Below are 12875 nucleotides of genomic sequence, written 5' to 3'. Positions count from 1 at the left end.
GATGTGCACCTCGACATCTGGCTACTCCTCGGGGCCACGCTCGTACTCAGCGCCATCATCGCGGTCAGGCTGTCCCACAGGGCGGGACTGCCGACCCTGCTGGCGTACATGGGCCTCGGCCTTTTCATCGGCGAGTCCGGCCCCCTCCACATCCACTTCGACAACGCGGAACTGGCCGAGACGCTCGGCTTCGCCGCCCTCGTCCTGATCCTTGCCGAAGGCGGCATCACCACCAGCTGGCGGCACGTCCGGCCCTCGGTGCCCGCCGCGGTCAGCGTCTCCACCCTCGGCACCCTGATCAGCATCGTGGTGGTGGCCCTCGCCGCCATGTGGATCCTCGGGATGGACTGGCGCCCCGCGTTCCTGCTGGCCGCGGTGCTCGCGCCGACCGACGCGGCGGCCGTGTTCTCGGTGCTGCGGCGGCTGCCGCTGCCGTCCCGGCTGACCGGCCTGCTGGAGGCCGAGTCCGGCTTCAACGACGCGCCCGTCGTCATCATCGTGATCGCGCTCAGCGCCCACAACGGCGCGCCCAACCTCGCCGAGCTGCTCGGCGTGATGGTGTACGAGTTGGTCGCGGGCGCCATCATGGGCGTCGCCATCGGCTGGCTGGGCGCGCAGGCCCTGCGCCGCATCGCGCTGCCCGCGTCGGGCCTCTACCCCATCGCCGTCATGTCGCTGGCGATCGTCGCCTACGGGGCCACCTCACTGCTCCACGCCAGCGGGTTCCTCGCCGTCTACGTCAGCGCGCTCGTCCTCGGGAACTCGCGGCTCCCGCACCGCCCGGCGACCCGCGGCTTCGCCGAGGGCGTCGGCTGGCTCGCGCAGATCGGGCTGTTCGTGATGCTCGGCCTGCTGGCCGACCCCGGCGACCTCCCCGCGCAGATCCTGCCGGCGCTCGTGGTCGGCTTCGTGCTGCTGCTCATCGCCCGGCCGGTGTCGGTCGTGCTGTCCACGATCGGGTTCAGGCTGACGTGGGGCGAGAAGCTCTTCGCGTCCTGGGCCGGCCTGCGGGGCGCCGTCCCGATCGTCCTCGCCACCATCCCGATGGTGGCGGAGGTCGAGCACGCCGACCGGCTGTTCGCGATCGTCTTCAACATCGTCGTCGTGTTCACCCTCCTCCAGGGGCCGACGCTGCCATTGGTGGCGCGCTGGTGCCGGCTCAGGAGCGACGAGCAGACCCGCGAGCTCGGCGTCGAGGCGGCGCCGCTTGAGGAACTGCACGCCGACCTGCTGGAGGTCCGGATCCCCGCCGACTCGCTGCTGAGCGGCGTGGAGATCTTCGAGCTGCGGCTGCCTCCCGGCGCGTCGGTCACGCTCATCGTGCGGGACGGGACGAGCTTCGTCCCCGAGCCCTCCACCCCCTTGCAGGCGGGTGACACGCTCCTGGTCGTGACCACCGCCGCCGTGCGCGAGACCACGGAGCGGCGGCTGCGCGCGGTCAGCCGCAAGGGCAGGCTGGCGGGCTGGTTCGGCGAGACGGGGGCCTGAACGGGCGCTCGGGCCGTGCGGGACGGCCGGGACACACCCCGGGACGGCCAGGGAACATCCCCGGGACGAATCCTGTTCGAGACACCGGTACCATTAGCAGTCGTTCAGAGTGAGTGCCAGTCCGGTCTCGGCCGGGTTGCGTCAGCTAGGAGGAACCGTGCCGACGTATCAGTACGTTTGCACCGAGTGCGGCGAGCCTCTGGAGGTCGTGCAGAAGTTCAGCGACGACGCGCTGACCGAATGCCCGGCGTGCACCGGCAGGCTCCGCAAGGTCTTCTCCGCGGCGGGGATCATCTTCAAGGGGTCGGGCTTCTACCGCACCGACAGCCGCGGCTCCGGCAAGTCGTCCTCGACCGCCGGGGCGTCCGCGAACGGCTCGTCCAACGGCTCCTCGGGCGGCGACTCGGGCGGCGACTCCACCAAGTCGGACTCGTCCTCGTCGTCCTCCGACTCCTCCGCGTCGTCGTCTGGAGGCGCCTCGTCCTCCAGCACGTCGTCCTCCTCCTCGTCCGAGAAGGTCGCCTGACCTTCCCGCTTCCCGGTTCCCGTACACCCGGTTCCCGTACGCCGGGTTCCCGTACGCCCACCGGGGGATCCGTTCGAGGATCCCCCGGCTTCCGTGGTGCTGACGCCGCCGCCTACATCTTCCGGTGTAGACGGCGGCTTTCTTGTGACCCGAAGGGGGTAGCCGGGTTCCCTCCTCTCGCTGGAGGCGCGAGAGGTGCGGTTTCGCGACCATTGAGGTGATGGGAGACGACCCGGGGGCCCTCACGGTTCTCTCCTCGAGATTTCGCGATAGTACTTGACATGTCTCGGGAGTCGAGAAATTCTGAGCAGACGCGACATATCTCGACTTCCCGATATCGCCCGGTGCACACAGGAGAGGAACCATGAGCGCACCTAGCCCGGCTCCCCCCAGGCCACGGTCACACCGCCTGGCCGGACTGATCGCCGGACGGCGTACCAAATGGGCCGTCCTTGCCCTGTGGGTCGTCCTGCTGGCCGCCCTCGGCCCCCTCGCCGGCAAGCTCGGCGACGTCGAGGAGAACGACGCGGCGGCCTGGCTGCCGTCCGGCGCCGAATCGACCCAGGTCGTGGAGCTGGAGGAACAGTTCCGCAAGGACGAGACGATGCTCGCCGTCGTCGTCTACGAGCGGTCCGGCGGCATCACCCCGGCGGACAAGGCGAAGGCCGCCTCGGACGCCGCCGCCTTCCAGAAGCTGCCGGGCGCCCAGCAGGTTCAGGGCCCGTTCCCGTCCAAGGACGGCAAGGCCCTCCAGACGCTGGTGCCGCTGACGGACGTCGACCTGATCGCCGCGGTCGACGACGCGCGTGACCTCGCCGACCGCGGACCTCCTGGCCTGACCTCCCACGTCACCGGCCCCGCCGGCGGCGGCGCCGACCAGTTCAAGGTCTTCGAGAGCCTCGACGGCTTCCTGCTCATGGCCGCCGGCCTCGTCGTCATCGTCCTGTTGCTCTTCATCTACCGCAGCCCCATCCTCTGGTTCGTCCCGGTACTGAGCGCCGTCTTCGCCCTGGGCCTCGCCCAGTCGACGGTGTACCTGCTCGCCAAGTACGCGGACCTCACCGTCAACGGGCAGAGCGCCGGCATCCTGACCGTCCTCGTCTTCGGCGTCGCCACCGACTACGCGCTGCTGCTCGTCGCCCGCTACCGGGAGGAACTGCACCGGCACGAGGACCGGCACGAGGCCATGGCCTACGCGCTGCACCGCGCCGCGCCCGCCATCATCGCCTCCGCCGCCACCGTCGCCGTCGGGCTGCTGTGCCTGCTGCTCGCCGAGATGAACTCCACCGCGGGCATGGGGCCCGTGGCCGCAGCAGGCGTCATCACCGCCCTCGCCGCCATGACGACCCTCCTGCCGGCCCTCCTCGTCATCTTCGGCCGCTGGCTGTTCTGGCCGCTGATCCCCCGGTACGACGAGAAGTACCTCGAACCCGAGTCCTACGAGGCCGAGCACGGCGTGTGGAACCGCGTGGCCGGCCTGGTCGGCAGGCGCCCGCGCGTGATCTGGGCCGCGAGCATGCTCGGCCTGATCGTCCTCACGCTCGGCCTCACCTCGCTGAAGGCGGACGGCATCTCGGACGCGGGCCAGTTCACCGGCAAGCCCGACTCGGTGAAGGGCTCCGAGGTCGTCGCGCGCCACTACCCCGCCGGATCGGGCGCCCCGGCCGTCGTCATCGGCAAGGCCGCCGCCTCCGAACAGCTCGCGCAGACCGTCCGCGGGACGGCGGGCATCGCCGAAGTCAGCCCGCCGGTCACCGCGAACGGCCTGGTCAAGTACGAGGCGACGCTGAAGGACGCGGCCGACAGCGAGGCCGCGCGCGACACCATCGACCGGCTGCGGACCGCGGCGCACGGAGTCCCGTCCGCGGAGGCCAAGGTCGGCGGCATGACCGCGACCCAGCTCGACATCAAGCGCGCCTCCACCCGCGACAACAAGGTGATCATCCCGATCGTGCTGGCCGTGGTGTTCCTGATCCTCATCGCGCTGCTGCGCGCCGTCGTGGCGCCGCTGCTGATGATGGGCACCGTGGTGCTGTCGTTCCTCGCCTCGCTCGGCGCCTGCGCGGTGATCTTCGAGCACGGCTTCGGGTTCGAGGGGACCGACTCGGGCTTCCCGCTGCTGGCCTTCATCTTCCTGGTCGCGCTGGGCGTCGACTACAACATCTTCCTGATGCACCGCGTCCGGGAGGAGTCGCAGTCCCTCGGCACCCGCCGCGGCATCCAGCGGGGCCTCACCGTCACCGGCGGCGTGATCACCTCGGCCGGGCTGGTCCTGGCGGCCACGTTCGCCTCCATGGTCACGCTTCCGCTGACGTTCATGGTCGAGATGGGCTTCGCGGTGGCGTTCGGCGTCCTGCTCGACACGCTCGTCGTCAGGTCGTTGCTGCTGCCCGCCCTGTCGTACGACATCGGGCGGCGGATCTGGACGCCGGGACGGCTCGCCAAGGAGGCGCCCGCGAACGAGCCCAAGGTGCTCGATCCCGTCGGCTGACGCACCGCAGGCCCCCGGCTCCGGCCGGGACGGGGAAGGGAAGGGGTCCGGCTCCGCGCCGGGCCCCTTCGCCGTCTCCCTTCGCCGTCTCCCTTCGCCGTCTCCCTTCGGAGTTATCCACAATCGGCGGACGGGCTGCTGGGGGCGGCCCCCGGGTGGCTAGTGTCGGCGGCATGTCCACTCAGCCTTCTGCCTCCCAGCCCGCCGCCGAGATCGGGGTCATCGGCGGCTCCGGGTTCTACTCCTTCCTCGACGACATCGAGGAGGTGCGGGTCGAGACCCCCTACGGCCCGCCGAGCGACCCCATCGCGATCGGCGAGCTGGCGGGCCGCCGCGTCGCGTTCGTCCCCCGGCACGGCCGCGACCACCGGTTCCCGCCGCACCGGATCCCCTACCGGGCCAACATGTGGGCGCTGCGCGCCCTCGGCGTCCGGCAGGTGCTGGCGCCGTGCGCGGTCGGGTCCCTCACCCCCGAGTACGGGCCCGGCACGCTCGCCGTCCCCGACCAGCTCGCCGACCGGACGTCCGGCCGCGAGCAGACCTACTACGACGAGGGCGCCGCCGTCCACGTCTCGTTCGCCGACCCGTACTGCCCGGCGGGGCGCCGCGCCGCCGTGGCGTCCGCGCGGGCGTCGGGGTGGGATCCGGTCGACCGCGGCACGCTCGTCGTCATCGAGGGCCCCCGGTTCTCCACCCGGGCCGAGTCGCAGTGGTTCGCGTCCCAGGGCTGGACGCTGATCGGGATGACCGGCCACCCCGAGGCGGTCCTCGCCCGCGAACTGGCGCTCTGCTACACCTCCCTCTGCCTCGTCACCGACCTCGACGCGGGCATCGAGGAGGGCGAGGGCGTCACGATGGAGGAGGTGCTCCGCGTCTTCGGCGAGAACATCGACCGGCTCCGCGGCCTCGTCGCCGACGTCGTGAAGGCGCTGCCCGCCGAGCGCTCCTGCCCCTGCCCCGACGTCCTGGACGGCATCAAGCTCCCGCTAGAACTGCCGTGAGCGTCCGCTCGGCCCGGCTGCGGCGACCGCTGGCGGCCCTGTTCGCCGCGGCCGCCGCCGGGCTGGCCCTCACGGCGCTGCGTCCCGGGCCGCCGCCGTCCGTCCGGGTCCTCGGCGCCGCCCGCGACCTCCCCGCCGGGAAGGCGCTCACCGCGTCCGACCTGCGGCCGGTCGCGCTTCCGCCGGGCGCCGTCCCGGCCGGCGCCCTCCGCTCCGGCGGTGCCGGGCGCGTCCTCGCCGGCCCCATGCGCGAGGGCGAGCCCCTCACCGACGCCCGCGTCGTCGGCGACGGGCTGCTGCGCGGCCAGGGTCCCGGCACGGTCGCCACCCCGGTCCGCATGGCCGACGCCGGCGCCGTCCGGCTCCTGCGGCCCGGCGACCGCATCGACGTCCTGACCGTCCCGTCCGGCTCCGCGGAACCGGACGGCACAGAGCGGTGGGGGCGCGAGGCGCGCGTCGTGGTGTCCGGCGTGCCGGTCGTCGCGGTGCCGAGACCGGACGACCGCGGCGGCCAGGAGGGAGCGCTGGTGGTGCTGGCCACCGACCGGGCCCAGGCCGTCACGCTCGCGGGCGCCGGCGCTCCCCTGGCGCTCACGATCACCGGGCACTGACCCCCGCGCCCCGGCTTGGCGAATCCGGCACCCCTTCATTACGATCCGTAGCCGTTCCGGCGCCCCACCAGCCAGGGGCGCACCCCCGACGACCCCCTGGAGCAGCCATGAGCGGGTTCAAGAAGTTCCTCATCCGCGGAAACCTGGTCGAGCTGGCCGTCGCGTTCGTCATCGGAGCGGCGTTCGCGAGCCTGGTGAAGGACTTCGCGAGCTCCTTCATCACCCCGCTGATCGCGCTGATCGGCGGCAAGCCCGACTACACCAAGCTGTCCGTCACGGTCAACGGCACCGCGTTCCCCTACGGGATCTTCGTGACGTCCGCGATCGCGTTCTTCATCACGGCGGTGATCGTCTACTTCCTGGTCGTGCTGCCCACCACCAAGCTGATCGAGCGGATGGACCGCGGCAAGGAGGCCACCGAGCGCGAATGCCCGGAGTGCCTCAGCGAGATCCCGATCAAGGCGCGCCGCTGCCGCCACTGCACGGCCGAGGTCGTCCCCGCCACCGAGGTCCCCTCCTAGGAGTACTTCTCCGTCCCGTACTCCCAGTGCCAGGGCTCGAACGGGTTGCTGTAGGCCCAGGAGGGATGGATCCAGCCGTACTTCCCGGCATGGCTCTCCAACCAGTTGAACTGGACGGACCCCGACGTCTGCACCCCGCCGCACAGGTCGAGCGCCTGCCCCTTGCCGTGGTTGCTCGTCCCGGGAACGGCCGCGAAACCGGGGCGCCGCGCGTACACGGCATGCTGCTCCGACAGGCTCCGGTACGCGTCCGTCACGCACATGTCGCGCCCGAACCGGCGCTTGTAGGCGGCGTTCAGCTTGTAGAACGTGAGCGCCGCGTCCGCGCGCAGCTTGTGCCCGCCCTTCTGCGGCAGCGCGCACAGGTACTTCGCGGGGATGAGCCCGTTGGGGAACTTCTTGGCGTCCGCGGCGAGGCCCTTGTCGCAGCCGAGCTCCAGCCGCCGCTGCCGCGACACCGCGAGCTTGTCCAGCATCGCGTTGAGCTGCCTGGTCAGCTGCGCCGACTTGGTCTTCAGCCCGTCCACCTCCTGCTGGAGGCGGGTCTGCTCCACCGCGTTCTTCGACTGCAGCTCCTGCGCCGTGGAGGCCAGCCGCTTCCGCCGGTCCTGCAGCTCGTCGGCACGTTCCACGAGCTCCTGCTGCGACTTGGCGATCAGCGTCACGTCCGCCGTCGACCGCAGCGCCTGGCTCGGATCCCCGCCACCGAAGATCGACATGGATCCGGCCGCGCCGCTCTGCTGGTAGGAGGTGTTCGCGAGCCTGGCGAGCGGCTGCCTGATCCGGTTCAGCTCCGCCTCGGCCCCGGCGAGGTCCTTCAGCGTGGCGCGCAGCTTCTCCTGGGAGGCGGCCAGGTCCTTCTGCCGGCCTTCCATCGACTTCGTGGCCTTCTCCAGCTCGGCACGCGCCTTCGACGCCTCGCGCCGCAGCGACTCCAGCGAGTCGGCCCGGCCCGCGGCCGCGTGTGCGACGCCGTGCGGGAAGATCAGCGCCGTCACCAGGAAGACCGCGGTCAGCGCCGCCGACCGGGGGTTCGGCACGGTGGTATTCCTCCTGATGCCCGAATGCGGAACAGCGGCAGAACGCTACTACAGGTTCTACGATGACCCGTGCGTAACTGGTTCAGCGGCCTCCGTGACCTTGCCGTTCACACCACCGGCGCATCCACCAGACGTCCTCCCACCCCGCCGGGCACGGCCGCCGCGCCCGCGTCGGCGTCGGCGTCGGCGACGGCGTGGGCTTGGCCGTCCGCCGCGGCCTCACCACCGGCGCCGGCGCCCGCTTCGGCGGCTTCGTCGCGGCCTGCGGCTCCGACTCGGGCGGCACGTACGTCCCGAACGTCGGCTCCCCCTGCGGCGTCGTCCGCACGTCCCCCGCGGGCGTCCCCGCCGTCTCGGGCCGCTCGCGCACCGGGCCGTCCCGCAGCCCGAACGCGACCACGGACGCCACCAGCACGGGCACCGCGCACACCGCCACGACGACCGCGACCCGCCTGCCACGAGACGCGCCCGCGTCCACCTCGCCCTCGGCAGCAACATCCTTCGGCTGCCCACGATGCCGTCCGGTCACGGCACCGAAGCGTACCGACCCCGCCCCCACGGGGCCTAGAGTCCCGCACCCCATAAGGAGGAGCACTCAACGGTCCCCTTCCCCTACCCTGTAGGTGCCGTCCGCTACGCTCTACCCGCGAGCGACGACACGCCTCCGTAGCTCAGGGGATAGAGCACCGCTCTCCTAAAGCGGGTGTCGCAGGTTCGAATCCTGCCGGAGGCGCGCAGAACATGGGAAACTCCGCCCGGCCTCGCCCGAGCGGCGCCCGCGCAGGTTCGCCGGGCTCGACGTTGCTGAGGTTGCGGCGTTGAGTGTGTGCACGGTGTCCTCTCTGATGGTGACGCGGATCAGGGCGTCATGCCGTGGCTTGTTGTAGCGGATCTGAAGCTGGAAGGCGTCGTAGAGCTGACGCTGCAGTTCCTCGGGCAGCTGTCCCAGTTTGAGGGGTAGTTGAGGGATCTCTCCGAGTAGCGCGATGTCGTCACCGGGCGGTTGGGCCCGGGTGGTGAGCTGGGCCAGCCTTGCTTGTGCTTCGCGGCGTTTTGTGACCAGTTCAGCGAAGCGGCGCTGGATGCCGGCCCGGTACTCCCGGTCGATGTCGGTCTCACCGGTGGGCTCGTACTCCTCCAATTGCATCAGCAGGTTGTCCTGACGCCGCTGAAGGTCGGTGATCTCGGCTGCGATCTTCGTCTTATGCACGTCAGCGAGCGATTCCACCGGGGCGCCGATCGTTTCCGCGAGTCTGGCTCGCAGGTATCGCTGGCGGTGCTGGCCGAATATCCGCTGAGCGAAGAAGTAGTGAACGGCCTCCAGCAAGGCGTCTTCACGGACCCAAATAGGCTTCCCCCCGTTCCACGGACACCCGATCTGAGTTGACCATGATCAACTTGGGAAGGAAGGTGTCTCGTGCCACCACCTCACCCGCCGGAGTTCCGGCGCCGCGCCGTCGAGCTGGCCCGGACCGGCGACGAGTCGGTCTCCGCCCTGGCCAAGAGTCTTGGTATCAGCCAGTCGTGCCTGAGTAACTGGATCCGTCAGGCCGACATCGAAGAAGGCCACCTCGACGGCCTGAGCGCCGGCGAGAAGAAGGAGCTGGCCGAGCTGCGCCGAAAGGCCAGGCAACTGCAACTGGAGAACGAGATCCTCAAGCGGGCGGCAGCGTACTTCGCTCGCGAGAACGTGCTCCCAAAATAAGGTACTCGCTGGTCCGTGAGCTTGCCGACAACGACATTCCCGTCGCGGTGGCCTGCCGAGTGTTAGGAGTTTCCCGGTCCGGTTACACCGACTGGCTCGGCAGGCCCGCCTCGATTCGGGAGCAACGCAATGCCGAGCTAATCAAAATGATCAAAGAGATTCATGAAGAGTCACGTCGAAGCTACGGCTCGCCGCGGGTGCATGCGGAGTTGGTGCTCGGACGGGGCGAACGGGTGAACCGCAAACGGGTCGAACGGCTCATGCGGGAGGCCGGGATCCAGGGGATCTACCGGCGCAAGGGGCACCGGAACCTGGTCAACGAACCGACCGAGGAGGACCTGGTCAAGCGGGCCTTCGACGTGCAAGCGCCCGACGTGCTGTGGGTCACCGACATCACCGAGCATCCGACCGGCGAGGGGAAGCTGTACTGCGCGGCCGTGCTGGACTGCTACTCCCGCCGCATCATCGGCCATTCCATCGACATCCGCCAGACCACCGAACTCGTGGTCGATGCGATGGCCGCCGCAGTCGCCCGGAGAAAGCCCGCCAAAGACGCCACGATCCTGCACTCAGACCATGGCACGCAGTTCACGTCCTGGACGTTCGGGAAGCGGCTTCAGGACGCGGGACTCCTCGGTTCGATGGGCATGGTCGGCGACTGCTACGACAATGCCATGATCGAGTCGTTCTGGGGCTCGATGCAGCTCGAACTCCTCGACACCAGGAAATGGCAAACAAGAGCCGAACTCGCAGCCGCGGTGTTTGAATGGATCGAGTGCTGGTATAACCCATTCAGAAGGCATTCCAGCCTCGGAATGCTCAGTCCGGTGGACTACGAGGAACGACACCGACCCTCGAACGCGACGACCTGACCCATCTCACCCCGGGTGTCCGTGCTACGGGGGGAACCTCAGGACGATATTGGCACCTCACACGCCCTGGCCCTCTGGAACTTCGCCACGATCACCGGTTCATCGAGTCCTTCACCCACACGGCCACCGATCGCTTGAGCACGTCACGCTCCATCTCAAGCTCCGCCCGGTCCTTCTCCCACTGCGCCCGCTCGGCCCGCAACCGGACCAGCTCCTCGCGCTCGGACTCGCCCAGCTCACCATCCTGGAACTGGCTCTGCTCGCGATCGTTCTTCACCCGGTTTTGAAGCGTGTAGACGTTGATCTCCAGATCATGTGCCACCTGCGCTGGTCCAAGGCGCTGATGCTCGTCGGCAAGCTGCTCGGCAAAAGCAGAAACCTGCTGCGAGGGCCGGGCGGCGAGTCGCGCGCCAGTGATCCGGAGCGCCAGCGGGAGGTTACCGCACAGTCCGGCGAGCCTGCGTACGGCGGCCGGTTCGGCGTCGGCGCGCGCCGGGCCGATGATGCGCGCGAGTAGCTCGCTGGCGGACGTGGGATCGAGCATGTCCAGTACAACCTGCCGCATGCCGCAGAGGCCGCCGACCGGGATGCGGCTGGTTACGATGACGGCGTTGCTTACAAAGGGCGGCAGCAGTGGGCGGATCTGCTCGGGCCGCGCGTTGTCTAACACCACGAGCACTCGGCGCGCGGACAGCCGTGCCCGAAGCGTCTCCGTGCGTTCCTCCAGGCTCACCGGAATGGCGGCTGGCTCGGCCCCTAGCGCGCGCAGGAACCCGACCAGGACCTCTGCGGGACCAGCAGGGTGTGGCTCGTATCCGTGCAGGTCCACAAACAGCTCTCCGTCGGGGAACCTGGTTGCCAGCCGGCTGGCAAGGCGCACCGCCAGAGCGGTCTTGCCGACCCCGGGCCTCCCGGAGATCGCGACCACTGGTCCCGCCGATTTCGGCAACTCCTCGTCGCTAGTCAGGAAGCGGGTGAGCTCAGCGAGCTCCTCCCGCCGACCGGTGAAATCCGCAAGATCGGGCGGCGGCATCCTATGGATCAGAACGCGAGCTGGTGCTGGTGCCGGTGCGGACAGGTCAGTAGGAGCCTGCGGTACGGATTCGTGGAGCAGCCCGAGCTGCGCAGAGCGGAGCAGGCCCGACGGATCCACACCAAGCTCGTCGACCAGCCGCCGACGGATCTCCTCAAAGTAGCGCAGGCCCTCCGCCCGGCGTCCGCTACGGCCGAGCAAGGTAATGAGATGGGCATGGACGACCTCGTCATATGGCAGGCTGGCGGCCAATCTCTGCAGCGGTTCCAGCGCGCTGTCGAAACGCCCGCAGCTCAGCGCCGCCTCGGCCAGTTGCCCCGCGACCTCCAGGCGAGTGCGCTCCAGAATGGGCGCCTCGGCTGGGGCGACCGGGCCGAGGCAGTCCGAAAGGACCGAACCACGCCACAGGTCCAGAGCCGAGCGCAGCGCATCCACGCGAAGCTCCGCAGGGATGCCCTGTGCCGCCGTGTGAACCAGGGAGCGGAACCGACCACAGTCCACTTGATCTTCCGGTACGTCGATCAGATAGTGCTGGCCGACACGGTGGATGACGTCGTCAATACCCGCATTGCTCCGCAGCCACGCCCGGAGTCGCCAGACAGCGCTGTACAGCGCTCCCTGTTCACATCCTGAAGGTCCCCAAACGACCTCTACAATCTGCTGCCTGTCCACCTGTTGCCCGGGGGTCAGTAGCAGCACGCCCAGCAGCCGTCGAATGCTGATCCGCGACAACAGCAGCTGCCGGTGGCCAACCCGTACGCGGAGGGGACCTAACACACCAAAAGTTAATTGCGAGTCGCCGGCCATGCCTCGATTCCTCACAGGTGCGGTTCTTCTTGAAGTACTTGGGTGAGCTGGGATGTGAGCGTTCTGTCGCCGCGGGGCCGCGCTCCAGCACCACGACGGACGGTCCCGCCTCGGCCAGCCGGAAGGCGGCCACGGACCCGCCGAGCCCCGAGCTGAGGACGACGTCGGCATGCTCGGTGCGTGCCATGTGTCTGCTCGCTCGGCCGCTCGTTGGTCACCCGACCATTTTGCCCCGACATGGCGGCCTGGTCGAAGAGGGGCATCGTCATTGCGTCGATCGTCCTGTCTCGCCCTGCTTCGCATCAGAAGGACTCATTCGTCCCCGGTCTCGCAGCAGTCAGGCAGGGAGGGCACCCGGAGCCGACCGCGCATCCGTGGACGTGTAGAGCCACGCAGCGGACTGTCCACCACGTGATCAGTTGCCACACACCAGTGGCCAGGAAGCGGCAAGCGTTTGGTGAGATTTCGGTCGGCTCCTGGTGAGCGGTATCGATCACCATCGTCTGTGTGCTGATCAGTCCATCCACACGGATGCGATCGAACCTCCGGCACGGAGAGGGGCAGCCATTGGAGATCCGCGAATACCTAGAGTTCTCGGAGTAAAGACACTACGGATGATCGAGGAGATCAACGTGAGCATTGACGACTTCACTGACCTGACCATGGACGAGCTCGCCGAGCTTGGCTGCACGCCGATTATCGAAGCGCTGCAGACGGACCCAGACGACTCCGCCGACAAGATCGTGCGCACTTTTGCCTCCTGCATCTGAATCGACAGCC

The 12875-nt window shown here is 69.2% G+C and carries 13 protein-coding genes and 1 tRNA gene; 11 read left to right on the top strand and 3 right to left on the bottom strand.

Annotated elements, in window-relative coordinates:
* Positions 1-3 precede the first annotated feature (3 nt).
* The 6 genes from K8Z49_RS37135 (at position 4) to mscL (ending at position 6638) form a co-directional block, all read left to right on the top strand.
* Positions 4-1488, top strand: a complete 1485-nt coding sequence (locus K8Z49_RS37135) for a potassium/proton antiporter (RefSeq protein WP_075023599.1) — start codon at positions 4-6, stop codon at positions 1486-1488.
* Between the two features lie 157 nt (positions 1489-1645).
* A complete protein-coding gene (locus K8Z49_RS37130) occupies positions 1646-2014 on the top strand; it encodes an FmdB family zinc ribbon protein (protein ID WP_412516352.1) in 369 nt (122 codons plus the stop codon).
* Positions 2015-2378: 364 nt separating this feature from the next.
* On the top strand, positions 2379-4505 hold the full coding sequence (locus K8Z49_RS37125) for an MMPL family transporter (protein ID WP_021594946.1): 2127 nt from the start codon (positions 2379-2381) through the stop codon (positions 4503-4505).
* Between the two features lie 173 nt (positions 4506-4678).
* Positions 4679-5506, top strand: a complete 828-nt coding sequence (locus tag K8Z49_RS37120) for an S-methyl-5'-thioadenosine phosphorylase (protein ID WP_021594947.1) — start codon at positions 4679-4681, stop codon at positions 5504-5506.
* Positions 5503-6117: an RcpC/CpaB family pilus assembly protein gene (locus K8Z49_RS37115; RefSeq protein ID WP_024934983.1), complete on the top strand. Its 615-nt coding sequence runs from the start codon at positions 5503-5505 to the stop codon at positions 6115-6117. Before K8Z49_RS37120 ends, K8Z49_RS37115 begins: the two co-directional genes overlap by 4 nt.
* Before the next feature lie 107 nt (positions 6118-6224).
* Positions 6225-6638, top strand: a complete 414-nt coding sequence (gene mscL, locus K8Z49_RS37110) for a large conductance mechanosensitive channel protein MscL (protein ID WP_412516351.1) — start codon at positions 6225-6227, stop codon at positions 6636-6638.
* On the opposite strand, the gene K8Z49_RS37105 is transcribed toward mscL, so the two are convergent.
* Together K8Z49_RS37105 and K8Z49_RS37100 are read right to left on the bottom strand one after the other, a co-directional pair.
* Entirely contained in the window at positions 6635-7678 is a 1044-nt protein-coding gene (locus K8Z49_RS37105) for a D-alanyl-D-alanine carboxypeptidase family protein (protein WP_412516350.1), read from the bottom strand. The two genes, mscL and K8Z49_RS37105, sit on opposite strands and share 4 nt — an antisense overlap.
* Positions 7679-7760: 82 nt before the next feature.
* On the bottom strand, positions 7761-8207 hold the full coding sequence (locus K8Z49_RS37100; RefSeq protein ID WP_412516349.1) for a hypothetical protein: 447 nt from the start codon (positions 8205-8207) through the stop codon (positions 7761-7763).
* 131 nt (positions 8208-8338) lie between these two features.
* On the opposite strand from K8Z49_RS37100, the gene K8Z49_RS37095 reads away from it, so the two are divergent.
* The 4 genes from K8Z49_RS37095 (at position 8339) to K8Z49_RS37080 (ending at position 10255) form a co-directional block, all read left to right on the top strand.
* Positions 8339-8411, top strand: a tRNA-Arg gene (locus tag K8Z49_RS37095).
* Positions 8412-8714: 303 nt separating this feature from the next.
* The gene (locus tag K8Z49_RS37090; protein ID WP_152563945.1) at positions 8715-9065 is read left to right on the top strand and encodes a hypothetical protein; all 351 of its coding nucleotides are present in this window, start codon (positions 8715-8717) and stop codon (positions 9063-9065) included.
* Between the two features lie 30 nt (positions 9066-9095).
* Complete coding sequence (locus K8Z49_RS37085) at positions 9096-9383, top strand: transposase (protein ID WP_021595846.1); 288 nt, start codon at positions 9096-9098, stop codon at positions 9381-9383.
* A complete protein-coding gene (locus K8Z49_RS37080) occupies positions 9380-10255 on the top strand; it encodes an IS3 family transposase (protein ID WP_338059706.1) in 876 nt (291 codons plus the stop codon). Before K8Z49_RS37085 ends, K8Z49_RS37080 begins: the two co-directional genes overlap by 4 nt.
* Positions 10256-10346: 91 nt before the next feature.
* On the opposite strand, the gene K8Z49_RS37075 is transcribed toward K8Z49_RS37080, so the two are convergent.
* A complete protein-coding gene (locus K8Z49_RS37075) occupies positions 10347-12095 on the bottom strand; it encodes a BTAD domain-containing putative transcriptional regulator (RefSeq protein WP_075023591.1) in 1749 nt (582 codons plus the stop codon).
* 614 nt (positions 12096-12709) lie between these two features.
* On the opposite strand from K8Z49_RS37075, the gene K8Z49_RS37070 reads away from it, so the two are divergent.
* Positions 12710-12865 (top strand): hypothetical protein, encoded by a 156-nt coding sequence (locus K8Z49_RS37070; protein ID WP_021595850.1) that lies wholly within the window; start codon positions 12710-12712, stop codon positions 12863-12865.
* Positions 12866-12875: the final 10 nt, after the last annotated feature.

The sequence above is a fragment of the Actinomadura madurae genome (assembly GCF_047130825.1).
GTDB lineage: Bacteria > Actinomycetota > Actinomycetes > Streptosporangiales > Streptosporangiaceae > Spirillospora > Spirillospora madurae.
This window is presented reverse-complemented; position numbering and strand designations above follow the sequence as displayed.

Excerpts from the sequence above, each read along its gene's own strand:
- K8Z49_RS37075 (WP_075023591.1), bottom strand. The coding sequence starts at position 12,095 with ATGGCCGGCGACTCGCAATTAACTTTTGGTGTGTTAGGTCCCCTCCGC.
- K8Z49_RS37070 (WP_021595850.1), top strand. The coding sequence starts at position 12,710 with ATGATCGAGGAGATCAACGTGAGCATTGACGACTTCACTGACCTGACC.
- mscL (WP_412516351.1), top strand. The coding sequence starts at position 6,225 with ATGAGCGGGTTCAAGAAGTTCCTCATCCGCGGAAACCTGGTCGAGCTG.
- K8Z49_RS37120 (WP_021594947.1), top strand. The coding sequence starts at position 4,679 with ATGTCCACTCAGCCTTCTGCCTCCCAGCCCGCCGCCGAGATCGGGGTC.
- K8Z49_RS37125 (WP_021594946.1), top strand. The coding sequence starts at position 2,379 with ATGAGCGCACCTAGCCCGGCTCCCCCCAGGCCACGGTCACACCGCCTG.